Below are 26,813 nucleotides of genomic sequence, written 5' to 3'. Positions count from 1 at the left end.
GAATGTTCAGCGCCTCCCGACCTTGCACTCTGTGAGCGCGTCGAGGAGCGCGCGGAAGCGCGGATCGTCGCGTATGAGGTCCAGGTCCGGATCCTGGTTGAACCACTGGACATGGTAGCTGGAGCTCAGCGGCACCACGGTTTCCAGCAGTTCCAGCGCGCGCTCGCCCTCACCGAGGAGCGAATGGACGCAGGCTGCATTGTACCGCGCGACGATATCGTCCGGATCGATCGCCAGCGCGCGAGATACCCATTCTTTCGCACGTTCCGCCTCGCCCATATGCGCCAGCGCCAATGCACCGCGATGCGCCGGGCTGGCATTTTCGGGGTTCCGCTCCATTGCGCTTTGCGCTCTTTCGATGCCGATCCGCGCCCAGCGCTGGCGCTCGGTCTCCATACCAAGGGACAGATGGCAACCCATCAAATGGATCGGCGAAAAGTAATCGTCCGACCGGATTTCCGCCGCGCGCTCGAAGAACCCGATCGCTTCCCGGAATCGGCCCTGCGCAAAGAGGAAACGGCCATAATAGAGATTCGCCTCATAGAGCGAAGGATCGAGCGCCAGAGCCTGCAGAAACTCACGGCTTGCCTCTTCCGTCTGGCCGTGGTGGTTCAATGCGAGCCCGCGCGAGGCATGCGCTTCCGCCAGGTTCGGATCGAGCGCGAGCGCCCTGGCGCTCATGTCGAGTATGCTCTCCAGCGGGAACTCCTTTTCGTGCCAGTCCCTGATCGCACATTCGCACTCGGCGATGCCGGCATAGGCACGCGCATAGTTCGGGTCGAGTTCGACGGCCTTCAGGAACATGCGGCGTGCGAGCAGCAGATCAGGGCCGGGTCCACGTATGGGAGAACTGACGACCGCGGAGATAGTACGTATAGGCCTCGACCGAGGTCGTCGGGTCGCTTTCGATCGCTCTCTTTTCCTCCGGCAGAAGCTTTATCTTGAGCTGGTCGACGATGGCATGAGTGATCTCGTCCTGAATCGCGAAAATATCCGTCAGATCGCGGTCGTAGCGGTCGGCCCACAGATGCCCGCCGGTCTGCGCGTCGATCAACTGGCCGGTGATGCGCACGCGCCCGCCCGCCTTGCGCACGCTGCCTTCGAGGATGAAGCGAACGCCGAGTTCATGGGCGATCTGCTTAACCTTCACGGACTTGCCCTTGTAAGTGAAGACGGTGTTGCGGGCGACGACGTGCAGGCGCGAAATCTTCGAAAGGTCGGTGATGACATCCTCTGTGATGCCGTCGGAGAAATATTCCTGCTCGGGATCATGACTCATATTGGTGAAGGGCAGGACGGCGATCGATAATTCGTAGCCGCGGTCGACGACGCCGGACGGCTCCCCACGCTTGCCGAGCGAATTGCCGCCGAGCGACACCGTATAGACGCGGACGGTCGATGCGATGTTCTTCAGGCTGTATTCGCCCTTGTCGATGAAACCGACATCGAGTCTCGAGCCGACATGGTCCCGTACGGAGGCAGAAACGGCGATGCCGGAAGGATCGGCAAGCCCTTCGAGGCGCGCCGCGACATTGACGCCATCGCCGAAGATGTCGCCGTCCTCGACGATCACGTCGCCGAGATGGATGCCGATCCTGAGTTCGATGCGCCTGCTCTTCGGCAAGCCTTCGTTGCAGGCGAGCATACCGCGCTGAATCGCGGCGGCACAGGCAACGGCGTTCACCACGCTCGAAAACTCGACGAGCATGCTGTCTCCCGCCAGTTTGACGATTCGGCCTTTATGTTCGGCGATCTTTGGTTCCAGCAGCTCGCGGCGGTGGCGCTTCAGCGCCGCGAGCGTCCCGGCCTCATCCGCTCCCATGAGGCGGCTGTAGCCCACGACATCGGCTGCGAGAATGGCGGTGAGACGACGTTCCAACAGAGCCTCGATCTTCATCTTGTGGCCGAGCACGGTAATTTAACCTTTTCCTGTCGTCATGTCGTGCGGAGATAGAGCAACTTGAGCGCCACAATAGCGCGGCCCTTTCCCAAGTTGCTGTTTCTCAAGGAACGCCGAAGCCGCCGGACTTCTAAATCTCGTGCGGCACGCAGGAGGCTCAGGGACGCACGAGCACCGTGACCATCATCACGACGATGGCGAAGACGGCAATCTTCCAGAAATCGCGGCGCTGCCGCAGTCCCGGATAGCCGAGCGGCTTGATGAGCTGGACGCACATGGCCAGCAGCAGGAGAACCGTCAGTGCCTTTGACATTCGCTCATTTCCGGGAAGATCCGCTGCAATGGGAGCGACGTCATACGGACGTCACTTTTCGCCGCATAGAGGGCTATTGTTTTCGCCGTCGATTTGCAATGACCGGTGGTATTGATTTCCATCGGCAGAGCGGCGGTCCTCGTCACGACACGCCGAAGGGCGAACGAATTCCGGGTGGACGATGAGAAATAACCTGCTTCCCGTTGCCGCGCTGCTGCTTGGCACCCTGTTTCTCTTCCTCGGAAACGGTCTGCAGGGCCTGTTCCTGCCGGTGCGCGGCACCGCGGAGGGCTATCCGACGACCATCCTCGGTCTGTTCGGCACGCTCTGGGCCACCGGTTTCGTGCTTGGCTGCTTCTTCGCTCCGAATGTCGTCAAGCGCATCGGGCATGTGCGCGCCTTCAGCGTGTTCACGGCCCTGATCGCCATCGTTTCCCTGCTGACGGGCATTCTGATCGACCCGGTCTGGTGGCTGGCGCTGCGCGCGGTCACGGGTTTCTCCACTGCCGGAACGTCGATGATCATCGAAAGCTGGCTGAACGAGCGCGCCACCAATGAGAGCCGCGGCGTGATCTTCTCGCTCTATATCGCCATCACCCTTTTCGGCGTCGTCGGCGGCCAGATGATGATTCCCTTCGGCGAGACGTCCACGACCTTCTTCTTCATGATCTGCGGCATTCTCTATTGCGTAGCGATGCTGCCGACGCTGTTGTCCAGGGCCGCCTCGCCGCAGCCGCTGAAACAGGTCCGCCTCGACCTGCGCGGCCTCTACCGCAATTCGCCGGTTTCCTTCCTCGGCATCCTGCTCATCGGCATCGCCAACGGCACCTTCGGCACGCTCGGCGCGGTTTTCGGCCGCCAGGCCGGGCTGTCGGACAGCACCGTCGCGGCGATGATGAGCGTGGCGATCTTCTCGGGCGCCGTCATGCAACTGCCGGCCGGCCGCATCTCCGACCGTATCGACCGCCGCTATGTGCTTGCCGCGCTCGCAGGCGTCGGCGCTTTCGCCGGCCTCCTGATCTTCCTCGTCGAGCCCGGCCAGGTCTGGATCGTTCTGACGTTGATCGCGATCTACGGCGCAGCCGCCAATGCGCTCTACCCGATCGCGGTTTCCCACGCCAACGACTTCGCGACCCCTGAGGATTTCGTGAAGGTTTCGGGCGGGCTCCTGCTGCTCTACGGCATCGGCACGATTATCGGCCCGACGATCGGCGGGCCGATAATGACCGCCAGCGGGCCTTATGGCCTCTTCATGATCACGGCCTGTGCGCATATGCTCATCACTGCCTATGCGATCGTCCGCAGCCGCCGGCGCGCACCGGTGCCCGCGGCCGAGCGCGAAAACTTCTCGCCGGTCAATGCCGGCACGGCGACGACGCCGGAGAGCCTGCAGCTCTCGCCGCGTGCGGCTCCGCTGGAGGAACTGCCGGACGAAGGCGCCGACGATCCCCAGGAAGAGGAGAGATCGAATGAGCCTGTTTGACGATGACCAACCGAAAAAGAAGACCGAGCACGAGATCGGCAGCGATCTTTCGCTGCTCTCCGTGGACGAACTGACCGCGCGCATCGCGCTTCTGACGGAGGAAATTGCAAGGCTCGAAGCGGAAAGACAGCGCAAGTCGGCGAGCCGTTCGGCCGCCGAAAGCCTTTTCCGGTGAGCGCGGGCTGGAATGATTGCGGACTTTTAATCCAGAAGAATGCTTGGGCTTTAACCGTAAATTAAGCATTTTCTGCGATTGTCCGAGCATCCGGTCCTTCCGGACTCAGACAATTTCACCGACTGGCGAATGGGTCTGATTTTTCTCCCTGTTTTACCTTGAGAGCCGCTTCACGCGGCTCTTTTTTTGCTTTGCGACAGGGCGGCCTCCAAAGAAGTGTGGAGATTAACCCTTTCTTAAGAATGCTCTTGCGCGGAATGCGGTATGGGATCATTCTTCGAGCATGGAGGGGCCTCAGGAAACTTTTCCCAGAGCCGCCCGTTTCCTGACAGTTGTGATGCGTTGGAACCAGGGAATACAGGCATGTCCGAACGAGGATTGAATACCGTCAGTTTCGCCGGTCACGCTGCGTCTTCGGCGCAGTTCAAGGCGCTCTACGCTGAAGGGATGGGCCTGGTCGAGGAAACGGCAAGCTATCTCGATGGCCCTGGACGCACCGCCGCCAAGGTGCTGCCGCGCATGGCATCCGTTCTCTATGCTGCCGAGTCGATGCGCCTCACCACCCGGCTGATGCAGATGGCGTCATGGCTCCTGCTGCAGCGCGCCGTCAACAATGGCGAGATGAGCCGCGAGCAGGTGCTGTCGGAAAAGAGCAAGGTGCGACTGGACAGCTTCAACGTCGACCGCAGCGCGCCGGGCTGGAACGATCTGCCGGAGAGCTTCCGCGAGCTCATCGAGCGGTCGCTCCGGCTGCAGAACCGGGTCGCATTGCTCGACCGCGAGATTTATCGGCCGCAGGAAGCGACGACCTTCGTTCCGGACAACCAGAACGGCGTCAAGGCGCAGATAAAGCTGCTGCAGACGGCCTTCGGAGCGAGTTGAGCGAGGCAGAACCCTGCCGCTGTAAGCCAAAGCCCGGCCATGTGCCGGGTTTTTTGTTGGCGCGGGCGTGATTGCGGTTGGATCTTCGGGTCAAGCCCAGGGTCAAGCCCGAGGATGCATGCACGGACGACTTGAGCGACAAAGCACCTGCCCGAAGCCGGCAGGAAAGAGCGGCAGCCAACAAAAAAGCCCGGCAATGCCGGGCTTCGAAACACGCTGTCGAGCGGCTGAATCAGAGGCCGAGGCCTTCGAAGCGCTTCTTGAACTTGGAGACGCGGCCGCCGCGGTCGACGAGCTGCTGGTTGCCGCCGGTCCAGGCCGGATGCGACTTGGGGTCGATTTCCAGGTTCATGGTCGCACCTTCCGTACCCCAGGTCGAGCGGGTTTCGTATTCGGTGCCGTCGGTCATGACAACCTTGATCGTGTGGTAGTCGGGATGGATGTCTGCCTTCATAACAATCTTCCTAGAGTTCCAGGGTCCAATTGTCGCAAGGCATTGCGACTTTGGGACCGAACACGTAAATGAAGCCGCAGACCGCTCTTGGGCCGCGGCTTCCCAATTCGATGCCGTGCCTATACATGAAGGTCTGCGGGATAACAAGTGCCGCGCGGAAGACTTGTGATCTCTGTATGGTCCGTCGGATCGGCACGGTCCGGGGCTGCAGCAGATCGCAGTCGCACAGCTCTGGCGCCTCGGCGGCGCACAGGCCTGTGGCCCCGTGACAGGCGAACGGGGGGCTATGTGCCAAGACAAGAAAAACAACCGCCGGCGCGCAGGTCCATCCGCCCGCTCGCAACCGTGCTGCCTTATCTCTCGCGTTACCGTGGCCTCGCCATCGGCGCCGCCGTCTCTCTGACCGTTGCAGCGGCCACCACGCTGACCTTGCCGCTGGCCGTTCGACGGATGATCGATCACGGCTTCTCCAGTTCCGACTCCGGCTTCATCAACACCTATTTCTCCATGCTGATGGTGCTTGCAGTGGTCCTCGCCCTTGCCAGTGCCGCCCGCTATTACTTCGTGATCTCGCTCGGCGAGCGCATCGTCGCCGACCTCAGACGCGACGTCTTCGCACGCGTCATGCAGCTCTCGGCCTCATTCTTCGACGTCAATCAGTCCGGCGAAATCGTCTCGCGGCTGACGGCCGACGCGACGCAGATCAAGTCGGCGGTGGGTGCGACGGCATCGGTGGCGCTGCGCAACCTGATCCTCTGTCTCGGCGCAATGGGCATGATGGTCTATACGAGCCCGAAGCTTTCGAGCCTCGTGCTTGCGGCGATCCCCTCATCGTCTTCCCCCTCGTCGGCTTCGGACGCTCGGTACGCCGGCGTTCCCGCGAAGCGCAGGACATGCTCGCGGCCGCCTCTGCCTATGCCGGCGAAGCGATCGCCGCCACCCGCACCGTGCAGGCCTTCAACGGTGAGGAGAGCGCGCGCTCGCGCTACGGCAGCGCTGTGGAGGCTGCCTATCGCGCCGCGCGCGCTGCGACCAAAGCGCGCTCGGTGCTGACCGCCTTTGCCATCACCATGATCTTCGGAAGCGTCGTCGCCGTGCTCTGGTTCGGTGCGCGGGACGTCCTGGCGGGCTCGCTTTCCGCGGGGACGCTCGGTCAGTTCCTGCTCTATTCCGTTTTTGCGGCAGGCAGCCTCGGCGCACTCTCGGAAGTGTGGGGAGAGCTCTCGCAGGCGGCGGGGGCCGCCGAGCGTCTGAACGAGCTTCTGAGCGAAGTGCCGGAGATCGGGGCGCCCGAGCATCCGGTCGCAATGCCCGTCCCTGCCGCGGGTGCGGTGGAGTTCGACGGTGTCCACTTCGCCTATCCCGCCCGTCCGGACTATAAGAGCCTCCGGGGCTTGAGCTTTGCGGTAAGACCGGGCGAGACGGTGGCCATCGTCGGCCCGTCCGGCGCCGGCAAGAGCACGGTCTTCTCGATGCTCCTGCGTTATTACGACCCGGCGAAAGGCACCATCCGCGTCGACGGTACGGACATACGCGCCGTCGATCCCGAGGATCTGCGGGTGAGACTTGCGATCGTGCCTCAGGACGTGACCATCTTCGCCACCTCGGTGCACGACAACATCGCCTTCGGCGTGCCGGACGCAAGCCGTGAAGCGGTGCGCGCCGCCGCCGTCGCAGCGCAGGCCGAAGAGTTCATCGGCAGGCTGGACCAGGGCTACGACACGCTGGTCGGCGAGCGCGGGGTGACCCTTTCGGGCGGTCAACGCCAGCGCATCGCAATCGCCCGCGCCATCCTCAAAAACGCTCCGATCCTTCTTCTCGACGAGGCGACCTCGGCGCTCGATGCGGAGAGCGAAACGCTGGTGCAGAAGGCGCTTGAGAACCTGATGCAGGAGCGCACGACGCTCGTCATCGCCCATCGGCTCGCCACCGTGCTGAAGGCGGATCGCATTCTGGTAATGGAGCACGGCCGTATCGTCGAGGAAGGAACCCACGAGTCGCTGATCCGCCAGGGCGGGCTTTATGCGAAGCTCGCGCGGCTCCAGTTCGATCACGGCGCAGAAGCACTGTTCGTCGGCTCGCCCGCGCCTATTTCTCCGTGAGCTTGAGCTCGATGCGGCGGTTCTGCGCGCGTGCTTCCTGGCTTTCGCCCGGTGCGATGGGCTGATACTCCCCGAAGCCCGCCGCCACCAGCCGGTCGGCCGGGACGCCTTTCGAGATCAGGAACTTGACGACGGACGTCGCGCGGGCGGACGACAGTTCCCAATTGTCCCGGAAGCGCCCTATCCCCGACAGCTGAACGTCGTCCGTGTGGCCGTCCACGCGCAGCACCCAGTTGATCTCCGCCGGGATCTCCTTGGCAAGGTCGAGAAGGGCTGTCGCAAGTTTCGCCATCTCGGTCTGCCCTTCCGGGTTCAGGTCGCTGCCGCCCGAGGGAAAGAGCACTTCCGACTGGAAGACGAAACGGTCGCCGACGATGCGGATGTTTTCCCGATCCGACAGGATTTCCCTCAGCCGGCCGAAGAAGTCCGAACGGTAGCGGTTGAGCTCCTGGACACGCTGCGCCAAGGCGACGTTCAGCCTGCGGCCGAGATCGGCTATCTTGGCCTGCGAGGCGTCGTCCTTCGCCTCCGATGCCTGGAGTGCGCCTTCGATGGCGGCGATCTGGCTGCGAAGCGCTGCGATCTGCTGGTTCAAGAGTTCGATCTGACTCATGGCCCGGGCGCTGACCTGCCGCTCGTTTTCGAGCTCGGAGCCAAGCCGGCCGATCTTTTCGTCGGCGACTTCGGCACTGCCGGCGCCCCGGTCGAGCAGGGCCTGCAGGCGGGACCGCTCGCCTTCCGATTGTGAAAGCGACGCCTGCAGGTTGGCGAGCGAATCCTCGAGATCCTGCTTGCCGCTTTTCTCGAGCGCCAGGAGCTGGGTGAGTTCGTTGATCTGGCTGTTCAGCCGGTTCAACACCTCGTCCTTGCCGCTGATCTCCCGACCGAGCAGGAACTGCGCGGTGACGAAAACGCTGAGCAGGAACATGATCGCCATGAGCAGCGTCGAGAGTGCGTCGACGAAGCCCGGCCAGTAGTTGATCGCCCGCGGATCGCGGCGTCGGGAAAGCGCCATGGTCAATCCCCTCCGCCGTCTTCGATGCGGCTGAGCTTCGCCTGTCCTGCGGCCTTCTCGCTTTGCACGGTGATCCGGTCGGCCTGGCCGATGCGCGCCGTCAGCCGGTCGAGCGTCTTGCGCATCGCCTTGGCTTCCTCCTGCTGCGCCTCGATCCAGTCGCGCAGCATCTGCTGCTCGCCGCGCATGTTCTTGACGAGGCCCTGAATGCCTTCGGCGAGGCTCGCCATGGCCGCGGTGGTGCGCTGGTTCACGCCGCCGTCATGCGTCAGGCGCGTAAGCTGGTCGGTGAGCCGCCGCAGCTCTTCCACCGGAGCGCCGTCGGTCATGTCGCCCGGCGAGGAAAAACCGGAGCTGACGTCGGTTACCGACGAAAGCCAATTCTCGAGCTCCGTATAGAAGCGATTCTGCGCGCGTCCCGCCTGCAGATCGAGAAAGCCCACGATGAGCGAACCGGAAAGACCGAAGAGCGAGGCGGAGAACGCCGTTCCCATGCCGGTGAGAGGCGCCGAAAGGCCGCTCTTGAGGGAGCTCAGGAGATCGTCGGTGCTGCCGCTTCCCGCATCCAGCGACTGGATCACGGTGTTGATGGAACCGATGGTGCCGAGCAGGCCCCAGAACGTGCCGAGCAGGCCGAGGAAAACGAGAAGTCCGGCGAGATAGCGGGTGATGTCGCGCGACTCGTCGAGGCGCGCAGCGATTGAATCCAGGATGGACCGGAGCGCGGCCGTCGAGATTGCCGTCGTTTGGCGTCCCCCGATGAGAGCACGCATTGGCGCAAGCAGCACCGGATCGCGCCCGACTTTATCGGCGCTGCCGGCGGCACGGAAGGAGTTGAACCAGCGAACCTCGGGTCTCAGACTGAGGACATGGTTGAACGCCAGCAGGATACCGATCACGAGCACGCCCAGGATCAGCCCGTTGAGGCCGGGATTGCCGGCGAAGGCCTCGCTTGCCTGCCGGAAGAGGATCGCAGCGACGAAACCGACGATGATCAGGAAAAGGACCATCGTCCAGAAATAGGGCATCGGGCTCGAAAGCTTGTGCGGACCGTAGTCCTCCTCCACGTCTTCGCGATCGCGCCACCCGGACAGATTCAGTTTCGCCATAAGTTCGCCAGTCTCCCGGTTTTGCGGCAGTTTCCGCGCCTGTCCGACGAACAAGAGGGCGGCCGCATCACTCTGAATCGCTGCACCATTCCCAAATCGGAGACGATCGAAGAGCGGTGCTGCCGATGGCCGCAGGCCATCCGTATTGGCCCGGAGACTAGTGGAAGTTTGCGCCGAATTGAAGGGAAAACAAAGGGCACGGCACTAAAGCGCGTCGCATTCAAATCGAATTCATACGGCGCGCTTCAGCTTGCTGTTTTATGCATGTTGCCGTCCCGGAAACGTTGCACCGTACCGGGTGAACTATATTGCCGTTACTTGGACGGAATCGGGCGCTGGATCACCTCGCGAAGTGCCTTTGCGATATGCTCGTTGCCGCAGACGATCGAACCTGCTTCCAGAGGTTTGCTGCCGCCTTCGGTATCGGTGGACCACCCGCCGGCCTCGCGGATGAGCAAGAGGCCGGCAGCCATGTCCCAGGCGGCAAGGTCCCGTTCCCAGAAGCCGTCGAAGCGGCCGGCCGCGACATAGGCGAGATCGAGCGAGGCGGAGCCCATGCGGCGAATGCCGGCGACCTCGCCCATGACGTGGCGCAGCTCGACCAGATACTTGCCGTGATTGCCGCGGCCGAGATGGGGCGTGCCGGTCCCGATCACGGCATCGGAGAGGGCCTTGCGCGCGCCGACGCGCAGGCGGCGGTCGTTCAGGAAGGCGCCGCCGCCTCGCTCGGCGGTGTAGAGCTCGTCCGTCGCCGGATTGAAGACGACCGCGCCGACGATCTCGCCCTGGCGCTCGAGCGCGACGGAGATGGCGAAATGCGGAATGCCGTGCAGGAAATTGGTGGTGCCGTCGAGCGGATCGACGATCCAGCGATGGGCGCCGTCCGTTCCCTTGATCTCCTCGCCCTCCTCGCCGAGGAAGCCGTAGGTCGGGCGAGCCTTCATGAGCTCCTCACGGATGATCCGCTCGGCCTTGCGGTCCGCCTGCGAAACGTAGTCGGCCGGTCCTTTCAAGGAAACCTGCAGGTTCTGTACTTCGCCGAAATCGCGTGCCAGCGACTTGCCGGCCTTGAAGACGGCCTGGACCATGACATTGAGAAGGGCGGAGCGGGCCATACGGCAATTCCTCTAGCGAAGGCCGGCCGAGACCGCTCGACCGGACATTGAACCTGTCTGACAGTCCGCATGCAGGCCGCAGCTCGAAGCGCGGGCAGGAGAACCGTCGTCAAAAAACCGAGTGAGATGTCACTCCGTCCGCGGCGGCACAGGGGTGGGAGGCCGCGGACAAAACCGGGGCTTCAAGACCACAAAAACCCCCGAAGTTCAAGCGAAATAGATCGGGTCCGCCGGCGCGTGTCAGGTCGAGCGATATTTGTTTGCCGCCGCCAGCGCCGATTTCTGCTGCGTTTCGTTGAGGCCGAGATAGAAATCCTCGAGCGCATCGTCCTTGAGGCCGGCCCGGCGCGAGAGCACGTACCACTTTGCCGCCTCCACCGGGTTCGGACGGGTTCCAATGGCATTGACGTAGAGATGGGAAAGCCGGTTCTGGGCGACGACGTTGCCGCTTTCGGCGGCGCGTTTCATCCAGGCAAACCCCTCGTCGAGATTGCGGTCGCCGGCAATTCCCTCGATCAGCCAGATGGCAATGTCGAGCTGGGCGGTATCATAGCCCGCCCGCGCCGCCCTGAGCAGCCACTCGCGAGCACGGGCCCGCTTGCTCTCCTCTATGCCGTCGACATTGAGATAGATCTGCGAGAGCGCATACTGCGCATCCGCAATACCCTGCTCGGCGGATTTCTCGTAATAGGGCATCGCCGCCTTCAGCCCCCGCTCGCCCGGCATGTCGGCCACGAGCGTTTGCCCGTAGTTGAACTGGGCCGAGGCGTTGCCGAGATCGGCAGCCTTCTTCATCAGTTCGTCGGCCTTCTTCCGGTCGCGCTTGACGTAGCGGCCCTCCATCAGGATCAGGGCATATTTGAACATGGCCGCCGGGTCGCCATTGTTCGCCGCCTGGCCGTACCAGAACGCCGCCGCCTTGGCGTCGCGTGCAACGCCGAGACCCTGTTCCAGGATCGCGGCGACAAGCGTCTGGGCGGCGGGGTCGCCGAGCTGGGCCCGCGGCAAGGCAAGGTCGATCGCCGTCAGGTAGTAACCTCGCTGGAAGGCGCCGTAGGCTTCGTCGATCTTGCCGGTGAAGGGCTTTTCCTCGGGAAGAGCCGGCAATTCGGCTCCCATGCGATCGAAAACGGTGACGCCCTTCGAAGGCGCACTGCCGTCGCCGGGCTTCGGCTTTTCCGGAGCGGCCGTTGCCGGTTTGCGCTCCGCATCCTCCGGCAGTACCGCGCCGTTGAAAGGCGTGATCCGCCCGCGCTTCGACGCGCTGCCCTCGTCAGCCGGCGCAGGCGCGACCGGTTGCTGAGCCACGGCGGGCGCGACTGCAAGAAGCATCGCGGCGGCAAGGGCTGCGGGCCGGCTGGATTTCAGGAGAGAGCGGATTACCATCGGCAGGTCTTAACCTTCAAACCGTGGCGCTTTTTCGTCAAGCAATGCGTTGACGGCCGCAACCACCGACGGCGCCTGACCGGCCTCGCCGAAGACGGCAAGGCGGAGCGCCACGAACTCGGCACCGGTTTCGGCGGCCGCAAGCGCGGATTGCGGATCCGTGCCGCCCATGACGATGCAGGGAATTTCGATCATCGACGCCCACCATTCGGCGAGTGCCAGGTTCTTCGGATGCGCCTCCGGCTTTATGTCGCCATCCGTGCGGCCAAAGAAAACGTAATCGGGCCGCAGCTCGCCGATCTCGAGCGCATGGTGACGGTCGGTGGCGTTGCCGCCGCCGACGATCAACTTCGGCGCGTGCCGCTCGATCGCATCTGCAAGCGCATCCGGACCGCCGGCGATGTGGAGACCGTCCGCCTTCGCCCGTCCGGCGACGCGCGTGTCGCCCTCGATCAAGGCCGCGGCGCCGGCCTGCTGGATAACCGGCACGAGCGCTTCCGCATGCTCCTGGAAATCCGCATCGCCGAGCGCGTATTGCGGCACGATCACGGACGCTACGTCGCCGCCCCTCAGCGCCTCGCCGACGAGTTTCGCGCGTTCCGCGCTATCTGCGATGTCCGGAACGACCAGCACGAGGCGGCAGCGGTCTTCAATGTTGCTCATGGGTCAATCCTGGCGATCTCGCTTCGGGCCGGAAGCCGGCACTCGATTTCATTGCGGAAAACCGATAGACGGAGATGACAAAAGGATCAACCGCCGCCAATGCTTCCCGACATCGACTTCTATCTCGTTGCCGTTCCGGCCGTCGTGCTCGTTGGCCTGTCCAAGGGGGGCATGGGCGAGGCCCTGTCGCTGATGGGCGTCCCGATCCTGTCCATGGTCGTTTCGCCCGTACAGGCCGCGGCGCTGCTCCTGCCGATCCTCATCGCCATGGACATCGTTTCCCTTTTGATCTGGCGCAAGCACGGGGATCGGCAAACCCTTGTGATGCTCCTCCCGGGCGCCCTCGCCGGCATCGCGGTCGGCTGGGCCACGTCCGCCTATGTGCCCCGCGATGCGCTGAGGCTGATCATCGGGCTCATCACCGTCGTCTTCGTACTGCGCTATGTCTACACCCTGTGGCGCAGCCGCAATGGTCCGCCCATCCAGCCGAAACCGCAGCGCGCCGGTCCGGCAGCGCTCTGGGGCTCCTTCGCCGGCTACGGCAGCTTCGTCGCCCATGCCGGCGGTCCGCCCTTCCAGATATACGCACTGCCGCTGAAGCTCGCGCCGCGCGAATATACCGGCACCATCGTGCGCTTCTTCGCGACCCTCAATGCGGTGAAGCTCATCCCCTATTTCGCCCTTGGCCAACTCGATCTCAGCAATCTCAAGACCTCGGCAACGCTCTTCCCGCTGGCCATGGTCGCGACCGCCTGCGGCGCCTGGACCGTCCGGCGGATGAAGCCGCAGGTCTTTTATCCCTTCATGTACACGATGGCCTTCCTCGCCGGCTCGAAGCTCGTATGGGATGGGCTCCGGAGCATCGTATCGGGAGGAGTGTAGCGGGTGCTGCCGTGCGAAGCACATTCCGCACCGCACAATTTTCTTGCCGCTCCGGGGGAATTCGCCTAACGTCCGTGCATGACGATCGCGGACCCATTCGATGCCATTGCGGATCCGAACCGGCGCCATCTGCTGGAGGAACTCAGGCGCGCGCCAAGAACCGTCAACGAGCTCGCCGAAGGTCTGCCGATCAGCCGGCCCGCCGTCTCCCAGCATCTGAAAGCCCTGCTGGACTGCAGTCTGGTATCAGTTTCGACCAGCGGCACACGGCGGATATACGCGATCAACAAGCCGGGCTTCGACCGGCTCAACCTGTGGCTGGACCAATTCTGGTCCTGATGCATTCCGTTCGGCCGCGCAAAGCCGACCGGACCTTGGTCCGGTCAAGCAATGCAATCTATCTTTTCGGGATTGTTTTGACCCTATCGTTGCATCGCCTCTGCAGTTCCGCGTGGCGATGCGTCCCGATTCAATCGGGAGTACCGTTCACGCTCAGTGCGTCGAGGAACGGAGTCTTTCGATTTCGTCCTTGATGCGCAGCTTCCGTCGCTTGAGTTCGCTGATCAGTTCGTCCTCGCAGGACGGAGAGTTCAGAGCCTCGTGTAGCTCCTCTTCAAGGACGCCATGTTTTTTCTCAAGCGTTGCAAGATGAGCCTCAATGGTCATTGGCAGTCCCTTCCCTTTAGCTTGCATCCGGCACGCAAATGCCGGATGTTCCATGGTTGAAACCTTTTTAATGTGCCATGCCATTTTTCATTTGTCGAAGGCGAAATGATGACGCCGGGTAACTTCCCGTCGCTAACCAAGATGTGGTAGAGCGACGCAGGAATTTCCGGATCGCGGATCGGCGAAGCCGGGCTTATGGGGATCGCTTTGCATGCCGGACCAGGACCAGGCCGAACTCAGACTGACTATCGCGCGCCTGAGGCAGGAACACGAAGACTACGACGCGGCAATCAACGCGATGATCCAGACGGGTTGCGACGCCTTGCGCGTCCAGCGCATGAAAAAGAAGAAGCTGGCCATCAAGGACAAGATCACCAAGATCGAAGACCAGATCATTCCCGACATCATCGCCTGAAATGGATCGAGACGTGACCGACACTACGCCCCCGCCCGTCGCCATCATCATGGGAAGCCAGTCGGACTGGGAGACGATGAAGAACGCGGCCGACACGCTCGAGGCGCTCGACATCGCTTACGAAGCCCGGATCGTTTCCGCCCATCGCACGCCCGACCGCCTGGTCCGCTTCGCCAAGGGCGCGCGCGACGAGGGGTTCCAGGTGATCATCGCCGGTGCCGGCGGTGCGGCGCATCTTCCCGGCATGTGCGCGGCCATGACGCCGCTTCCGGTCTTCGGCGTCCCGGTCCAGTCGAGAGCGCTTTCCGGCCAGGACAGCCTGCTGTCGATCGTGCAGATGCCGGCCGGCATTCCGGTCGGCACGCTTGCGATCGGCAAGGCGGGCGCCATCAATGCGGCACTTCTGGCCGCCGCCGTGCTCGCGCTCGGTGACGAGGATCTTGCCGACCGTCTCGACGACTGGCGCGAACAGCAGACCGTATCGGTCGCGGAATATCCGGTAGACGAGGCATGAAGATCATCGGCATCATCGGTGGCGGCCAGCTTGGCCGCATGCTGGCCATGGCCGCTGCCCGCCTGAACTTTCGCACCGTGGTGCTCGAGCCGCAGCCGGACTGTCCGGCGGCGCAGGTGGCGAACGACCAGATCATTGCCGCCTATGATGATCCGCGCGCGTTGGACGAGCTTGCGCGGGTGGCGGATCTCATCACTTACGAATTCGAGAACGTCCCGGTCTCGGCCGCCGAGCAACTCGCCCGTTCGCGGCCGGTCTTCCCGCCGCCGAAGGCGTTGGAAGTCGCGCAGGACCGTCTCGTCGAGAAACGCTTCATCAACGGCTGCGGCATCGCCACCGCCGGATTCCATCCCGTCGACAGCCAGGCCGATCTGGAGGCCGCCCTTGCGGACTTCGGCGGGGCCGGCGTGCTCAAGACCCGCCGGCTCGGCTACGACGGCAAGGGCCAGCGCGTCTTCCGTTCCGCTGCCGACGATCCGGCCGGTGCCTATATGGCGCTCGGACAGGTCCCGCTGATCCTCGAAAGCTTCGTGCCGTTCGACCGGGAGATCTCGGTCATCGCCGCACGCGCGCCCGACGGCACCACCGCCTGTTTCGATCCTGCCGAAAATGTGCATCGCAACGGCATTCTCCACACATCGACCGTGCCCGCATCCGTCGGCGGGTCGACCACGGAGGCCGCCCGCAAGGCGGCAACCGCCATTCTCGACGCGCTCGGCTATGTCGGCGTCATCGGTGTCGAGTTCTTCGTTCTGGCCGACGGCGGCGTCGTCGCAAACGAGATCGCGCCGCGCGTACACAATTCCGGCCACTGGACGGAGGCCGCTTGCGTCGTTTCGCAGTTCGAGCAGCATATCCGCGCGATTGCAGGCCTGCCCCTCGGCGACCCGTCGCGCCATTCGGATTGCGTGATGCAGAACCTCGTCGGCGACGACATCGCCCGCGTTCCGGACCTGCTTGCCGAGCGCAATGTGCTCCTTCATCTCTACGGCAAGGCCGAGGCGCGGTCCGGCCGCAAGATGGGGCACTTCACCCGCCTGCTCTGACCGGGACGCCATGGAAGGCGGGGACAGGCGGCAAAATCCCCGTCATGCGGTTGACACGATTGGGGCGACACGGTATGTGCCTGCCTACTTGAACAGCGCGCTGAACGGCGCGCTTTTGATTGTTGGAATTACCGGGCGAATTTTCGTTCCCCGAAACCCTGCGGATCAGGAAAAATGAAGATCAAGAATTCGCTCAAGTCCCTGAAGACCCGTCACCGCGAAAACCGTCTGGTTCGTCGCAAGGGCCGCGTCTACATCATCAACAAGCTGAACCCGCGCTTCAAGGCACGCCAGGGCTGATGCTTGCTGCAGGCCGTGCCTGCAGCGCCGCGCGTCTTGGCGGATGCGCAAAGGTCGTAGCACTCGGCTTGCTGCACGTCTCCTGAATCGGCGTGATTCAAGGAAAATCCGGAACACGGCGGCTTGCTCGCCGATTTCCCAAAATTGATTTGATCTTGTTTCATGGCGGGCTACGATGTCCGCCATGCGTGTTTTCATGAAGCTGATACTGGCATCTCTTGCCGTGACCGCCGCCGCGATAGTGGCCGCCGCGCCGCTTCAGTGCGGCAGAACCCTCGCCTCAGGCCGAGGTCGCTGCGCTTACCACTCCGAAAGAGCGTGTCGATGCCCTCTTCGCCGATCTCAAGAAGGAAGGCGATGAGGACAAGGCCCGGCAGGTGGCCGATCGCATCCGTCTCGAATGGCAGGATTCCGGTAGCGCGACCGTGAATCTCCTGATGCAATGGGCCAACAAGGCGATTGCCGATGAGAAGCAGTCGGCGGCGCTCGATCTTCTGGACCAGGCGCTTGCCCTCGCCCCCGACTATGTCGAAGGCTGGAACCGCCGCGCCACGCTGCACTACCAGATGGGCAACTTCCGAAAGTCGATGTCCGACATAAATCATGTCCTTGCCCTGGAGCCTCGCCATTTCGGCGCGCTCGCCGGCATGGCCACCATGCTCGAGGCCGCCGGGAAGGATGAACTTGCCATGCGCGCATGGCAGCAATTCCTCGACATCTACCCCTCCGACCGGAAGGCGCAGGAGCAACTCGGCGAACTCGCGGAAAAGCTTGCCGGCAGCCGCACGTGACCGGCACCTGAGGACGCGAGAATGCCCCTCGTCCGGCAGGCAGGCGCAAGGCGTCGCCACCGGCCGTCCGGAAGTGCGTTGGATTAAATGGTTAGAGCATTTCAGTGTTTCTATGAAACGTTGAAATGCTCTAAGACGCGCTGTGAACGTGGAGAGCGGACGAAGCCGGCGCCGAGAGCCCCTTCGCCCCGCTTGCGGGGAGAAGGTGCCGGCAGGCGGATGAGGGGCTGCGTCGAAATGCTCGATCGAGCAGGCGGCGACTCAGATGCCCGATTGGCCGTCCGAGCCGATATAGGCGATGCGCAGCATGTTGGTGGCGCCGGGGGTACCGAGCGGCACGCCCGCGGTAACGATGATTCGGTCTCCCGGCTTGCCGAAGCCTTCCGTCGAGACGATTCGACAGGCGCGGTTGACCATGTCGTCAAGATCGGTCGCATCCCCTGTGACGACGCAGTGCAGCCCCCACACCACGGAAAGCCGGCGAGCCGTCTGGACGATCGGCGAAAGTGCGATGACAGGCACCTGGGGACGCTCGCGCGCAGCGCGCAGCCCGGTGGTGCCGGAGGAGGTGTAGGTCACGATCGCGGCAAGCTTGAGCGTCTCGGCGATCTGGTGAGCGGCAAGCGAGATGGCGTCCGCGCCCGTTGCTTCCGGCGGCGTGCGCTGAGCGTAGATGATCCCCGGATAATGCGGATCGCGCTCGACGTTGCTGGCGATCGACGCCATGGTCGAAACCGCCTCGACAGGGTACTCGCCGGAGGCGGATTCGGCCGAAAGCATCACCGCATCGGCACCCTCGAACACGGCGGTCGCCACGTCCGACACTTCTGCGCGCGTCGGCACAGGCGAGGAGATCATCGATTCGAGCATCTGCGTGGCGACGACGACCGGCTTGCCCGCGCGCCGGCAGGCACGCGTCAGTTGTTTCTGAAGTCCGGGTACGGATTCGAGCGGCATTTCGACGCCGAGGTCCCCGCGTGCCACCATCAGCGCGTCCGAAAGCTCGATGATCTCGTCGATCCGCTCGATCGCCTGCGGCTTCTCGATCTTCGACATCAGTCCAACGCGGCCGCGGGCGATCTTGCGAACCTCGGCAAGATCCTCAGGGCGCTGGATGAAGGAAAGCGCCACCCAATCGACCTCTCCTGTCGCCAGCACGGCGTCGAGGTCGACGCGGTCCTTGTCGGTCAGCGCGCCGACGCCAAGCAGCGTATCGGGCAGGCTGACGCCCTTGCGATCCGAAATCCGCGTGCCGGAAACGACCGTGGTGACGATGCTCTTGCCATCGGACTTTTCGGCGCGCAGATGCAGCTTGCCATCGTCGATGAGCAAGCGATGGCCGGGCTTCACCGCTTCGAGGATCTCCGGATGCGGAAGATAGACGCGGCGGCTGTCGCCGGGCACATCGCGGTTGTCGAGCGTGAAGGTCTGGCCGATCTTGAGTTCGACCTTGCCTTCGGCGAACTTTCCGACGCGCAGCTTCGGCCCCTGCAGATCGGCGAGGATGCCGATCGGACGGCCGCAGCGCGCCTCGACCAAACGGATCCGTTCGATCAGCGTGCGCATGACTTCATGGCTTGCATGGCTCATGTTGATTCGGAACAGATCGGCCCCCGCCTCGTGCAGCTTCTGAATCATCTGCTCGTCGGCCGATGCCGGCCCGAGTGTCGCGAGGATTTTGACTTTCCTGTTCCGTCTCATCAATTCTGGCTTTCCTGCGTGCCGGGCGTGTCGGAAAGCTGAACCATCCAGCTTCCCTGCCGCCCCGTGTCGTATTCCTTGAAACCCATGCGCTGGAAGCCGCGGGCGAAGCAGTCCTGCACGCCGACGATCTTGAACTCGTTCTCGGCCACGCACATGTTGACGTCGCCGGTCCAACGGCCGCCCTTGGCCGCATCTTCCGCATAGAGATAATAATATCGGGACTGAAGTTCGCCTTCGATCAGCGTGGCGCAGGTGGTCGCCGGAACCTGCCACCAGCCTTCGGTCACCCAGCCTTCCTTGGCCCGATAACCGATCGCCACGCCGACCAGAGTCTGCGTCCCATTGCAGACTCGAAAATCGGCGCGGGCATCGCCGGCAGAGAGAAATGAAGCGGAAATTGCCAAGGAAAACAGGAGGATGGATCCAAACGTCATCGACCCCGGCTTCACTCTGGAAAAAGGATATCTAGACACGGCTTCCTACGGAACTCCGTTTTGATTTGCGTGGCACTTTCTTGCGACGCCCAGCCCTGAAAGTCAACGCAACTCTAATCGATTATAATCGTCATTCCTGTGACGGAACGGCATAAGAGCTTCGCGTTTTTCTTGCGAATGGCGGCTTTGCGTGCAATCAGGTGGGTACCCTTAGCCTGGCAGGAGCCGAATGCACCATTACTCTCCTTACGAGATCACCGGGGGCGATCCGGCAAAGGGTCTCGTGCTGGTTGCCGACCATGCAATGAACCGGCTGCCGCCGGAATATGGCCGGCTCGGCCTGCCCGAAAGCGCCTTCGAGCGTCACATCGCCTACGATATCGGCATCGAACCGCTGACGCGGCAATTGTCGGACGCACTCGGCGCACCGGCCGTGCTCGGCTGTTTCTCGCGCCTCCTGATCGATCCGAATCGTGGCGAAGACGACCCCACCCTGATCATGAAGATTTCCGATGGCGCGATCGTTCCGGGCAACCACCCGATCTCGGGCGAGGAGTGGCAGAACCGCATAAGGCGCTTTCACCGCCCCTATCACGAGGCCGTATCCGAAACCATCGCCCGGTCCGCCGCGGCCGGCGCAAGAGCGCCTCTCGTCATTTCCCTGCATTCCTTCACGCCCTTCTGGAAGGGCGTGGCACGCCCCTGGCATGCCTCGGTTCTCTGGGACAACGACCCGCGCGCCGTGTTTCCGCTGATCGAACGGCTGGAGGCCGCCGGCGACATCGTCGTCGGCAACAACGAGCCCTATGACGGCGCGCTGCGTGGCGATACCATGTACCGGCACTGCATGGCTCCCGGGATCGCGCATGCGCTGATAGAGGTCCGGCAGGACCTGATCGCCGATGCCGCGGGCGTCGCCGCCTGGGCGGAACGTCTGGCGCCCATCCTTGCGGCGCTCAACGCCCTGCCGGAGCTTCATGCATACCAGCGCCACCCGTCCCGCACGGGCGCTTACAGCGACTGAAGAAGAGGAGACCACCCCGATGAGCGAAATCAGTCCGGAACAGCGCACCGCTTTCGAGGCCGCGGCTTTCCGCCGGCTGCTCGAACATCTGCGCGAACGCAGCGACGTCCAGAACATCGACTTGATGAACCTCGCCGGCTTCTGCCGCAATTGCCTGTCGAACTGGTATCGCGAGGCGGCGGAGGCCTCCGGCGTGCCGATGAGCAAGGAGGAGTCCCGGGAGATCGTCTACGGCATGCCCTATGAGGAATGGCGGGCGCAGAACCAGGCTGAGGCCTCGTCCGAGCAGAAAGCCGCGTACGAACGCAATCGCCCGAAGGAGTAAGACCTGCGCGGGAAATGCCTGTGTTGTTGCGCAATCGCCCTTGACCTCGGCGGCCGTTCACGGCAGTTCACAGCACCCGGAAAATTCATCCCCACAAGGAGACGACCATGTCGGATGCTCACGGCATTGCCCGCGACCAGCTTCGCGCTTTCATCGAACGGATCGAACGGCTGGAAGAAGAGAAGAAGACCATCGCCGACGACATCAAGGATGTCTATGGCGAGGCAAAATCGATGGGCTTCGATGCCAAGATCCTGCGCAAGGTGATTTCGATCCGCAAGCAGGACGCCGACGAGCGCATGGAACAGGAAGCGATCCTCGACACCTACCTCCAGGCGCTGGGCATGATCCCTGCCGCCGAATCCGAGGATGCGGCCTGACAACTCGGCAAAAAGCCCGCCGGCGGACTGACCTGGCGGGCTTTTTATATTCAAGCGGCAATCGAAGGCTCAGTTTGTGCTGAACTTCTTCACTTCCATGAAGTTGACCGCGCTGCCGCTGAAGCGCGCCGTATCGACCGCTCCGCTATTGCTGGTGAAGCCGGCTGCATAAACGGTCGTCGGAGCGACGCGGAGCGACTTGCTGACGAAGCGCGGGGCCTTGACCGGCTTCGACAGGGTAGCCACACGGCCCGCCGAGAGTGCCCACTCGGAAATGATCTTCTGCGTCAGTTTCGGTTCCGTGCGTACGGAAGACCGGCTCTTCGCCTGGGCATCCTGCCTCTTGGGACGGGCGCCCTTCGAGGGAGCATCGGCCTCGGTGTCGAAAACGCTGTCGAAGATCGCCTCACGTGAAGCGGGACCCGACTGCGGCGCATAGGCCGCGACCTCGATCGCCGGAGAAAATGCAGGCGCCCGATCCTCGCTGGTCGGCGCTGCGAGGGCAACGCGCGTACCGGCGGCACTCGGCGGCTGCGCCGCAGAAGCGAGCGCAGGCCCATCCTCAGAAGCGGGAATGGTGACCTCCGCGTGAGCCACGGCCGCGAGCGCCTCTTCGCCGGCCGGACGCATTCCCGGCACCGGCACGAAGCCGAACTCCTGAGCCTGGCCGTCGGCGGAGGCGACGAGCGTCTCGTTGGCGATCAAGGCGTTCATGTCGCGACGGTCGAGCATTTGCGGAACCGGAACCTTGAGGGTGCTCAGATCCGCGAATTCCGAAGGCACGGCCGCTGTCTGCGGCATGGCAGCTGCCAGCGCCTCCTGGGCACTGTTCTTTTCCGGCGCGACGAGTGCAACCGCTACGCCGCCATCAGCCGGAGTTTCCTTGAATGCCGGTCGCACGGCCGGCACCGGTGCGTTGATATCCTGCTGCCCGGCAGGCGCCGCAGTGGAACCTGCAACACCGGGAAGAGCATCCTGGGCCGCCGGCGCCGATGCAGTCTGAACCTTGGCCGGAGCTTCCTCTTCGGCGCCGCCGGCAGCGATTGCCGCGGGTTCTTCATCCTCGTCGCCGCCTCCGCCGAAGAGCGCGGCGAAGAGGTTGCGGCGCTTGCCGGTATCGCCCGGCCCCTTGGCGCCGCCGCCTGCGACCTGGATCGCCGATGCGCCGACGCGGCGCTTGTAATCGGCCACCGCCTGCTCATAGCCCGGCAGCGGCCTTCCGTCGGAGGGAATATGCATGGTCTTGCCGTCCGGGAAGAGCCGCGCGAGCTCGTTGCGCGTCATGCGCGGCCATGCGCGTACCCCGCCGACGTCCATATGGACGAAGGGCGAACCGGAAGTCGGGTAATAGCCGACGCCGCCGACCTGGAACTTCATGCCGATCTCGCGCAGCGCCTTGAGCTTCACGTCCGGTATATAGAAGTCCATCGCCTTGCCGAGCATGTGCTGGCTCTTCTTCGCCACGCCCTTCGACCGCGACCTCAGCATGCCGTTCGTGGCCGGCGAGCGATAGGCGGAAACGACGTGGATATAGTCGCGCGAACCGCTCTTCTGGTAGACTTCCCAGACGAGATCGAGCAGGCGCGGATCCATTTTGGTCGGCTCGTTCCGCCGCCAGTCGCGCAGGAAACGATTGATCTGCTGCAAACCCTTCTGATCGTAGCGACCGTTGCGCTTGAAGGTGATCTGCGCCTTTTCCTTGGTATGGATGAAATACAGCTTGAGGGTGCGTGTCTGGCCGGCGGCCTCGACCGGAGGCGCCATCCCGGGTGTGACGAGGGAGCAAACCAGCGCGATGGACGCCAGGACCTGGGGCGCCTTTCGAGCGACCGCCGAGCAGAGTCTGCGCGCAAAGGAACCGACTGGTTCCTCCAAACCGAACAAATTTGGCATTCAATCCCCGTCCGACGGACAACCGTGCTTTGCTGTCTCAGATGACTGTCAAATAAGGTGACAGCATGGCAATTATGCCACAGTGTTCACCGCCCCTTATAATATAGTGAACAGTTTGCTAACAAGGTCTAAACGGCGGTGGACGATTTGCACGGCAAATGAGGTGTGAATGCGTCGATTTTATGCCGCCTCACGCAAGGGATTGTCGGGATCGATGCCGTAATCCTTGAGTTTGCGATAGAGAGTCGAGCGGCCGATTCCCAGTTTGCGCGCCACCTGGCTCATCTGGCCGCGGTAGAATTTCAGGGCAAAGCGAATCAGTTCCTCCTCGACCTCGGCGAGCTTCCTGACCTCGCCGCCCTCGCTGAGGCTGGCGATGGCGTTCTCCAGGCGGGCGTCCGGAGTCGTCTCGGCATGCGCCGGTTGTTCCCGCGCGCCAGCATCCGCCTGGGCAGCGGCGAGCTGAGCGGCAGCGGGACGACGTTCCGGGCCGGCTTCGCCCCAGGAGAGACCGCTGCGGTCGGCAACGATGTATCCCGGTATCTGGGTGGCGACCTGCGGAAAGTCCCTGACCGTGAGTTCGTGACCTTCGGCGAGGACGACCGCGCGGAAGATCGCGTTTTCGAGCTGGCGGATATTGCCCGGCCAGTCATAGGACGTCAGCAGCGCCATCGCGCCGCTCGATACCGTCAGCCTCTGATCCAGTCTCTGCTCGGCGGCGAAGCGCTCGACGAAGGCGCGTACGAGAACGGGGATATCCTCCTTGCGCCGGCGTAGCGCCGGAATGGTGATCGGGAAGACGTTCAGCCGATAGTAGAGATCTTCGCGGAACCGGCCCTCGCGAACCTCGGTGATGAGGTCCTTGTTGGTGGCCGAGATGAGGCGGACGTTCACCTTCTGCGGCTGACGCGCCCCGATCGTCTCGATCTCGCCCTGCTGGACGGCGCGCAACAGTTTGACTTGGACCTCTAGCGGAAGATCGCCGATCTCGTCGAGAAAGAGGGTGCCGCCATCGGCATCGACGAACTTGCCGCTGTGCTTTTCGCTTGCGCCCGTAAACGCTCCCTTCTCATGACCGAAGAGAATGCTCTCGACGAGGTTGTGGGGAATGGCGCCGCAATTGACGGTGACGAAAGGCTTCGCCGCCCGGTCGCTCGCCGCCTGGATGGCGCGGGCCACCATTTCCTTGCCGACGCCCGACTCGCCCTCGAGCACGATCGGAATGTTCGACTGGGCAGCGCGGCGCGCGAGATCGATGACGCGGATCATCGCCGGGCTTGCCGAGACGATATCGTCGAAACCGACTGCCCCGCCGCGCGGACGCCGTGCGGTTTTGACCTTGCCGTCGCGGCTCGCCATCTTCAGCGCGTTGCCCAAGGCGATCGACAGCCGCTCCGGCGAAACCGGCTTTACGAGAAAATCGAAGGCGCCGGCCTGCATCGCCTGGACCACCGTTTCGATGCCGCCCTGCCCTGTCTGAACGATGACCGGGATGTCGATGCCACGTTCGGCGAGCGCCTCGAGAAGGCCGTGCCCGTTCATTTCCGGCATCAGAAGATCGAGCAGGATGACGTTGATGATCCCGCCCTTGCGTTGCAGGAGTTCGAGCCCGCTGCGCCCGTTGTCGGCGAGATGCGCGACATGGCCCAGCCGCTCGATCATGTTCGTCAGCAGCCGCCGCTGCACCGGATCGTCGTCGATGACAAGAATATGAGATGTCACGAAAGCCTCCTGCTTGGGACACGCGGGGTACCTTTGGCCAGCATCATGTGCCAAATCATACCGGCCATTCGTCCCACAAACGGCTGAACATCCTGTTTTGAGAAATGCTTGCATTTTATCCATCGCGGGCGGTAGCAATGGGCGCCATGCCGTTGCCTCGCTTCAGGGTTAAGGCCTGTTCAAAACGAGAGAACCGACGATGAATTTTGCCTCGCCACGCCTCGCCGCCTCCGGGCAATCCCTCCTGCGCGCCTCGCTGGTGAATTCCGGGGCCGGACAGGCTTCAGCAGCGCCGGCCGAACTCGGCGAGCTGCCGTCCTGGCGGCTCACGGACCTCTACCTCTCGCCCTCTTCCGAGGAATTCCGCTCGGACCTCGCGAAGGCGGAAACCGACGCGATCGCCTTCGAGGCGAAGTGGAAGGGCAAGCTCAAGGAGGCTGCCGGCCGAACCGGTGATCAGGGCATCGGCGCGGCCGTGAAGGAATTCGAGGCGCTGGACGACCTCATGGGCCGCATCGCCTCCTTTGCGGGGCTTACCTATTTCTCCGATACGTCCAATCCGGCGAACGGAAAGCTCTACGGCGACGTCCAGTCGAAGCTTACCGACATATCGGCGCATCTCCTGTTCTTCTCGCTGGAACTCAACCGCATCGACGACAAGGTGATCGACGCCGCCCTCGCGACCGACAGCCTTGCCGCCCACTATCGGCCCTGGATCCTCGACCTGCGCAAGGACAAGCCCTTCCAGCTCGACGACAGGCTGGAGCAGCTTTTCCTCGAAAAGTCCATGACCGGCGCAAACGCCTTCAACCGGCTCTTCGACGAGACGATCGCATCGCTGACCTTCTCGGTGGACGGCAAGGAGCAGCCGCTGGAAGTGACGCTCAACCTTCTGCAGGATCCTTCAGTCGAAGTGCGCAAGAAGGCCGCGCTTGCGCTCGCGGAAACCTTCAAAGCGAATATCCGCACCTTCACCCTCGTCACCAACACGCTTGCGAAGGACAAGGAAATCTCCGACCGCTGGCGCGGTTTCGAGGATATCGCCGACAGCCGCCATCTCGCCAACCGGGTGGAGCGTGAGGTCGTGGACGCTCTGGCCGCATCGGTGAAGGCCGCCTACCCCCGGCTCTCGCACCGCTATTATGCGATGAAGGCCAAGTGGCTCGGCATGGAGCAGATGGATTTCTGGGACCGGAACGCGCCTCTGCCGGAAACGCCGAACGCGCTTATTCCCTGGACCGAAGCAAGGGACACGGTCCTTTCCGCCTATCACGCCTTCGCCCCGGAGATGGCGGCGATCGCGCGGCGCTTCTTCGACGATAGCTGGATCGACGCGCCGGTCCGACCGGGCAAGGCGCCGGGCGCTTTCGCGCATCCGACCGTCCCTTCCGTGCACCCCTATGTGCTTGTCAACTACATGGGCAAGCCGCGCGACGTGATGACGCTCGCCCACGAGCTCGGGCATGGCGTCCATCAGGTCCTTGCCGGCGCCCAGGGCGCGCTGATGGCCTCAACGCCGCTGACGCTTGCGGAAACCGCATCCGTGTTCGGCGAGATGCTGACCTTCCGCGCGCTCCTCGACCGGACCAAGGACAAGCGCGAACGCAAGGCGATGCTTGCGCAGAAGGTCGAGGACATGATCAACACGGTCGTCCGGCAGATCGCCTTCTATGATTTCGAGCGCAAGGTGCATACGGCCCGCAAGGAAGGCGAACTGACGGCCGAGGACCTGGGCCGGATATGGCTGTCGGTGCAGAGCGAAAGCCTCGGCCCGGCGATCCGGCTTTCTGAGAGCTACGAGACCTACTGGGCCTATATCCCCCACTTCATCCATTCGCCCTTCTACGTCTATGCCTATGCCTTCGGCGATTGCCTGGTGAACTCCCTCTATGCCGTCTATCAGAACGCCGAGCGCGGCTTCCAGGAGAAATATTTCGAGATGCTGAAGGCGGGGGGAACGAAGCACCATTCCGAGCTTCTCGCGCCCTTCGGGCTCGACGCCACCGATCCGTCGTTCTGGGCACAGGGCCTGTCGATGATTGAAGGGCTCATCGACGAACTGGAGGCGCTTGATAAGGCGTGACCCGCTCGGGCCTTATCGGCCCCCGTCGGACCGAATT

At 63.3% G+C, this 26,813-nt stretch carries 25 protein-coding genes and 3 pseudogenes; 15 read left to right on the top strand and 13 right to left on the bottom strand.

Annotated features, from left to right (window positions below; translation table 11 throughout):
- Window positions 1–6: 6 nt before the first annotated feature.
- Window positions 7–1,912 (bottom strand): annotated as a pseudogene (locus N0Q91_RS03815) (adenylate/guanylate cyclase domain-containing protein).
- A gap of 145 nt (window positions 1,913–2,057) precedes the next feature.
- Window positions 2,058–2,213 (bottom strand): hypothetical protein, encoded by a 156-nt coding sequence (locus N0Q91_RS03810; RefSeq protein WP_018096818.1) that lies wholly within the window; start codon window positions 2,211–2,213, stop codon window positions 2,058–2,060.
- A gap of 181 nt (window positions 2,214–2,394) precedes the next feature.
- Between N0Q91_RS03810 and N0Q91_RS03805 the strand changes: the two genes are divergently transcribed.
- The 3 genes from N0Q91_RS03805 (at window position 2,395) to rcdA (ending at window position 4,753) form a co-directional block, all read left to right on the top strand.
- Window positions 2,395–3,696, top strand: coding sequence for an MFS transporter (locus tag N0Q91_RS03805; RefSeq protein WP_275597372.1), 1,302 nt, complete (start codon window positions 2,395–2,397; stop codon window positions 3,694–3,696).
- Window positions 3,683–3,871, top strand: a complete 189-nt coding sequence (locus N0Q91_RS03800) for a DUF1192 domain-containing protein (protein ID WP_018096816.1) — start codon at window positions 3,683–3,685, stop codon at window positions 3,869–3,871. Before N0Q91_RS03805 ends, N0Q91_RS03800 begins: the two co-directional genes overlap by 14 nt.
- 363 nt (window positions 3,872–4,234) lie before the next feature.
- On the top strand, window positions 4,235–4,753 hold the full coding sequence (gene rcdA, locus N0Q91_RS03795; RefSeq protein WP_100672962.1) for a protease adaptor protein RcdA: 519 nt from the start codon (window positions 4,235–4,237) through the stop codon (window positions 4,751–4,753).
- Between the two features lie 232 nt (window positions 4,754–4,985).
- On the opposite strand, the gene rpmE is transcribed toward rcdA, so the two are convergent.
- Window positions 4,986–5,207 carry a 50S ribosomal protein L31 gene (gene rpmE, locus N0Q91_RS03790; RefSeq protein WP_010970183.1) on the bottom strand — a complete coding sequence of 74 codons (222 nt, stop codon included), beginning with the start codon at window positions 5,205–5,207 and terminating at the stop codon, window positions 4,986–4,988.
- Window positions 5,208–5,495: 288 nt separating this feature from the next.
- On the opposite strand from rpmE, the pseudogene N0Q91_RS03785 reads away from it, so the two are divergent.
- Window positions 5,496–7,309, top strand: a pseudogene (locus tag N0Q91_RS03785) (ABC transporter transmembrane domain-containing protein).
- On the opposite strand, the gene N0Q91_RS03780 reads toward N0Q91_RS03785, so the two are convergent.
- The 5 genes from N0Q91_RS03780 to N0Q91_RS03760 all read right to left on the bottom strand — a co-directional run bounded on the left by N0Q91_RS03780 (window position 7,296) and on the right by N0Q91_RS03760 (window position 12,597).
- Window positions 7,296–8,324, bottom strand: a complete 1,029-nt coding sequence (locus N0Q91_RS03780; protein WP_100672960.1) for a peptidoglycan -binding protein — start codon at window positions 8,322–8,324, stop codon at window positions 7,296–7,298. The pseudogene N0Q91_RS03785 and the gene N0Q91_RS03780 overlap by 14 nt on opposite strands.
- 2 nt (window positions 8,325–8,326) lie before the next feature.
- Window positions 8,327–9,433, bottom strand: coding sequence for a MotA/TolQ/ExbB proton channel family protein (locus N0Q91_RS03775; RefSeq protein ID WP_100672959.1), 1,107 nt, complete (start codon window positions 9,431–9,433; stop codon window positions 8,327–8,329).
- A gap of 314 nt (window positions 9,434–9,747) precedes the next feature.
- Window positions 9,748–10,548, bottom strand: coding sequence for an inositol monophosphatase family protein (locus tag N0Q91_RS03770; protein WP_275597371.1), 801 nt, complete (start codon window positions 10,546–10,548; stop codon window positions 9,748–9,750).
- A gap of 240 nt (window positions 10,549–10,788) precedes the next feature.
- Entirely contained in the window at window positions 10,789–11,934 is a 1,146-nt protein-coding gene (locus N0Q91_RS03765) for a tetratricopeptide repeat protein (protein ID WP_275597370.1), read from the bottom strand.
- A 9-nt stretch (window positions 11,935–11,943) separates the two neighbouring features.
- On the bottom strand, window positions 11,944–12,597 hold the full coding sequence (locus N0Q91_RS03760; protein ID WP_275597369.1) for a thiamine phosphate synthase: 654 nt from the start codon (window positions 12,595–12,597) through the stop codon (window positions 11,944–11,946).
- Between the two features lie 99 nt (window positions 12,598–12,696).
- Between N0Q91_RS03760 and N0Q91_RS03755 the strand changes: the two genes are divergently transcribed.
- Window positions 12,697–13,479 carry a sulfite exporter TauE/SafE family protein gene (locus N0Q91_RS03755; RefSeq protein WP_018096804.1) on the top strand — a complete coding sequence of 261 codons (783 nt, stop codon included), beginning with the start codon at window positions 12,697–12,699 and terminating at the stop codon, window positions 13,477–13,479.
- 78 nt (window positions 13,480–13,557) lie between these two features.
- Complete coding sequence (locus N0Q91_RS03750) at window positions 13,558–13,818, top strand: ArsR/SmtB family transcription factor (protein WP_100672955.1); 261 nt, start codon at window positions 13,558–13,560, stop codon at window positions 13,816–13,818.
- Between the two features lie 153 nt (window positions 13,819–13,971).
- Here the strand turns inward: N0Q91_RS03750 and N0Q91_RS03745 are convergent, their stop codons facing one another.
- Window positions 13,972–14,145, bottom strand: coding sequence for a YdcH family protein (locus tag N0Q91_RS03745; RefSeq protein ID WP_003536026.1), 174 nt, complete (start codon window positions 14,143–14,145; stop codon window positions 13,972–13,974).
- A 211-nt stretch (window positions 14,146–14,356) separates the two neighbouring features.
- Between N0Q91_RS03745 and N0Q91_RS03740 the strand changes: the two genes are divergently transcribed.
- From N0Q91_RS03740 to N0Q91_RS03720, 5 genes and pseudogenes are all read left to right on the top strand, one after another.
- Window positions 14,357–14,560: a YdcH family protein gene (locus tag N0Q91_RS03740; RefSeq protein WP_003536028.1), complete on the top strand. Its 204-nt coding sequence runs from the start codon at window positions 14,357–14,359 to the stop codon at window positions 14,558–14,560.
- Window position 14,561: 1 nt separating this feature from the next.
- Window positions 14,562–15,074 (top strand): 5-(carboxyamino)imidazole ribonucleotide mutase, encoded by a 513-nt coding sequence (purE, locus tag N0Q91_RS03735; RefSeq protein WP_018096802.1) that lies wholly within the window; start codon window positions 14,562–14,564, stop codon window positions 15,072–15,074.
- The gene (locus N0Q91_RS03730) at window positions 15,071–16,120 is read left to right on the top strand and encodes a 5-(carboxyamino)imidazole ribonucleotide synthase (protein ID WP_275597368.1); all 1,050 of its coding nucleotides are present in this window, start codon (window positions 15,071–15,073) and stop codon (window positions 16,118–16,120) included. The genes purE and N0Q91_RS03730 overlap by 4 nt, the downstream gene beginning before the upstream one ends.
- A 174-nt stretch (window positions 16,121–16,294) precedes the next feature.
- A complete protein-coding gene (ykgO, locus tag N0Q91_RS03725) occupies window positions 16,295–16,420 on the top strand; it encodes a type B 50S ribosomal protein L36 (protein ID WP_010970191.1) in 126 nt (41 codons plus the stop codon).
- 175 nt (window positions 16,421–16,595) lie between these two features.
- Window positions 16,596–17,211: pseudogene (locus tag N0Q91_RS03720) on the top strand (tetratricopeptide repeat protein).
- 261 nt (window positions 17,212–17,472) lie between these two features.
- On the opposite strand, the gene pyk reads toward N0Q91_RS03720, so the two are convergent.
- Window positions 17,473–18,912, bottom strand: coding sequence for a pyruvate kinase (pyk, locus tag N0Q91_RS03715; RefSeq protein ID WP_275597367.1), 1,440 nt, complete (start codon window positions 18,910–18,912; stop codon window positions 17,473–17,475).
- The gene (locus N0Q91_RS03710; protein ID WP_003531042.1) at window positions 18,912–19,349 is read right to left on the bottom strand and encodes a DUF1036 domain-containing protein; all 438 of its coding nucleotides are present in this window, start codon (window positions 19,347–19,349) and stop codon (window positions 18,912–18,914) included. The genes pyk and N0Q91_RS03710 overlap by 1 nt, the downstream gene beginning before the upstream one ends.
- A 229-nt stretch (window positions 19,350–19,578) precedes the next feature.
- On the opposite strand from N0Q91_RS03710, the gene N0Q91_RS03705 reads away from it, so the two are divergent.
- From N0Q91_RS03705 to N0Q91_RS03695, 3 genes are all read left to right on the top strand, one after another.
- A complete protein-coding gene (locus tag N0Q91_RS03705) occupies window positions 19,579–20,373 on the top strand; it encodes an N-formylglutamate amidohydrolase (RefSeq protein ID WP_275597366.1) in 795 nt (264 codons plus the stop codon).
- A 19-nt stretch (window positions 20,374–20,392) separates the two neighbouring features.
- Window positions 20,393–20,698 carry a DUF1244 domain-containing protein gene (locus N0Q91_RS03700; protein WP_275597365.1) on the top strand — a complete coding sequence of 102 codons (306 nt, stop codon included), beginning with the start codon at window positions 20,393–20,395 and terminating at the stop codon, window positions 20,696–20,698.
- Window positions 20,699–20,805: 107 nt separating this feature from the next.
- Window positions 20,806–21,078, top strand: a complete 273-nt coding sequence (locus tag N0Q91_RS03695; protein ID WP_018096796.1) for a DUF2312 domain-containing protein — start codon at window positions 20,806–20,808, stop codon at window positions 21,076–21,078.
- A 69-nt stretch (window positions 21,079–21,147) separates the two neighbouring features.
- Here the strand turns inward: N0Q91_RS03695 and N0Q91_RS03690 are convergent, their stop codons facing one another.
- Together N0Q91_RS03690 and N0Q91_RS03685 are read right to left on the bottom strand one after the other, a co-directional pair.
- Complete coding sequence (locus tag N0Q91_RS03690) at window positions 21,148–22,971, bottom strand: peptidoglycan L,D-endopeptidase MepK (protein ID WP_275597364.1); 1,824 nt, start codon at window positions 22,969–22,971, stop codon at window positions 21,148–21,150.
- A 180-nt stretch (window positions 22,972–23,151) separates the two neighbouring features.
- Entirely contained in the window at window positions 23,152–24,693 is a 1,542-nt protein-coding gene (locus tag N0Q91_RS03685) for a sigma-54-dependent transcriptional regulator (protein WP_275597363.1), read from the bottom strand.
- Window positions 24,694–24,892: 199 nt separating this feature from the next.
- Here N0Q91_RS03685 and N0Q91_RS03680 point away from each other — a divergent pair, with 199 nt between their 5' ends.
- Window positions 24,893–26,776 carry a M3 family oligoendopeptidase gene (locus N0Q91_RS03680; RefSeq protein WP_275597362.1) on the top strand — a complete coding sequence of 628 codons (1,884 nt, stop codon included), beginning with the start codon at window positions 24,893–24,895 and terminating at the stop codon, window positions 26,774–26,776.
- Window positions 26,777–26,813: the final 37 nt, after the last annotated feature.

It is taken from the genome of Sinorhizobium prairiense (assembly GCF_029201645.2).
GTDB lineage: Bacteria > Pseudomonadota > Alphaproteobacteria > Rhizobiales > Rhizobiaceae > Sinorhizobium > Sinorhizobium meliloti_A.
This window is presented reverse-complemented; position numbering and strand designations above follow the sequence as displayed.

Bases quoted from the DNA above. Each gene is read 5' to 3' on its own strand.
- N0Q91_RS03810 (WP_018096818.1), bottom strand. From the start codon at position 2,213: ATGTCAAAGGCACTGACGGTTCTCCTGCTGCTGGCCATGTGCGTCCAG.
- N0Q91_RS03805 (WP_275597372.1), top strand. From the start codon at position 2,395: ATGAGAAATAACCTGCTTCCCGTTGCCGCGCTGCTGCTTGGCACCCTG.
- N0Q91_RS03800 (WP_018096816.1), top strand. From the start codon at position 3,683: ATGAGCCTGTTTGACGATGACCAACCGAAAAAGAAGACCGAGCACGAG.
- rcdA (WP_100672962.1), top strand. From the start codon at position 4,235: ATGTCCGAACGAGGATTGAATACCGTCAGTTTCGCCGGTCACGCTGCG.
- rpmE (WP_010970183.1), bottom strand. From the start codon at position 5,207: ATGAAGGCAGACATCCATCCCGACTACCACACGATCAAGGTTGTCATG.
- N0Q91_RS03780 (WP_100672960.1), bottom strand. From the start codon at position 8,324: ATGGCGCTTTCCCGACGCCGCGATCCGCGGGCGATCAACTACTGGCCG.
- N0Q91_RS03775 (WP_100672959.1), bottom strand. From the start codon at position 9,433: ATGGCGAAACTGAATCTGTCCGGGTGGCGCGATCGCGAAGACGTGGAG.
- N0Q91_RS03770 (WP_275597371.1), bottom strand. From the start codon at position 10,548: ATGGCCCGCTCCGCCCTTCTCAATGTCATGGTCCAGGCCGTCTTCAAG.
- N0Q91_RS03765 (WP_275597370.1), bottom strand. From the start codon at position 11,934: ATGGTAATCCGCTCTCTCCTGAAATCCAGCCGGCCCGCAGCCCTTGCC.
- N0Q91_RS03760 (WP_275597369.1), bottom strand. From the start codon at position 12,597: ATGAGCAACATTGAAGACCGCTGCCGCCTCGTGCTGGTCGTTCCGGAC.
- N0Q91_RS03755 (WP_018096804.1), top strand. From the start codon at position 12,697: ATGCTTCCCGACATCGACTTCTATCTCGTTGCCGTTCCGGCCGTCGTG.
- N0Q91_RS03750 (WP_100672955.1), top strand. From the start codon at position 13,558: ATGACGATCGCGGACCCATTCGATGCCATTGCGGATCCGAACCGGCGC.
- N0Q91_RS03745 (WP_003536026.1), bottom strand. From the start codon at position 14,145: ATGACCATTGAGGCTCATCTTGCAACGCTTGAGAAAAAACATGGCGTC.
- N0Q91_RS03740 (WP_003536028.1), top strand. From the start codon at position 14,357: ATGCCGGACCAGGACCAGGCCGAACTCAGACTGACTATCGCGCGCCTG.
- purE (WP_018096802.1), top strand. From the start codon at position 14,562: ATGGATCGAGACGTGACCGACACTACGCCCCCGCCCGTCGCCATCATC.
- N0Q91_RS03730 (WP_275597368.1), top strand. From the start codon at position 15,071: ATGAAGATCATCGGCATCATCGGTGGCGGCCAGCTTGGCCGCATGCTG.
- ykgO (WP_010970191.1), top strand. From the start codon at position 16,295: ATGAAGATCAAGAATTCGCTCAAGTCCCTGAAGACCCGTCACCGCGAA.
- pyk (WP_275597367.1), bottom strand. From the start codon at position 18,912: ATGAGACGGAACAGGAAAGTCAAAATCCTCGCGACACTCGGGCCGGCA.
- N0Q91_RS03710 (WP_003531042.1), bottom strand. From the start codon at position 19,349: ATGACGTTTGGATCCATCCTCCTGTTTTCCTTGGCAATTTCCGCTTCA.
- N0Q91_RS03705 (WP_275597366.1), top strand. From the start codon at position 19,579: ATGCACCATTACTCTCCTTACGAGATCACCGGGGGCGATCCGGCAAAG.
- N0Q91_RS03700 (WP_275597365.1), top strand. From the start codon at position 20,393: ATGAGCGAAATCAGTCCGGAACAGCGCACCGCTTTCGAGGCCGCGGCT.
- N0Q91_RS03695 (WP_018096796.1), top strand. From the start codon at position 20,806: ATGTCGGATGCTCACGGCATTGCCCGCGACCAGCTTCGCGCTTTCATC.
- N0Q91_RS03690 (WP_275597364.1), bottom strand. From the start codon at position 22,971: ATGCCAAATTTGTTCGGTTTGGAGGAACCAGTCGGTTCCTTTGCGCGC.
- N0Q91_RS03680 (WP_275597362.1), top strand. From the start codon at position 24,893: ATGAATTTTGCCTCGCCACGCCTCGCCGCCTCCGGGCAATCCCTCCTG.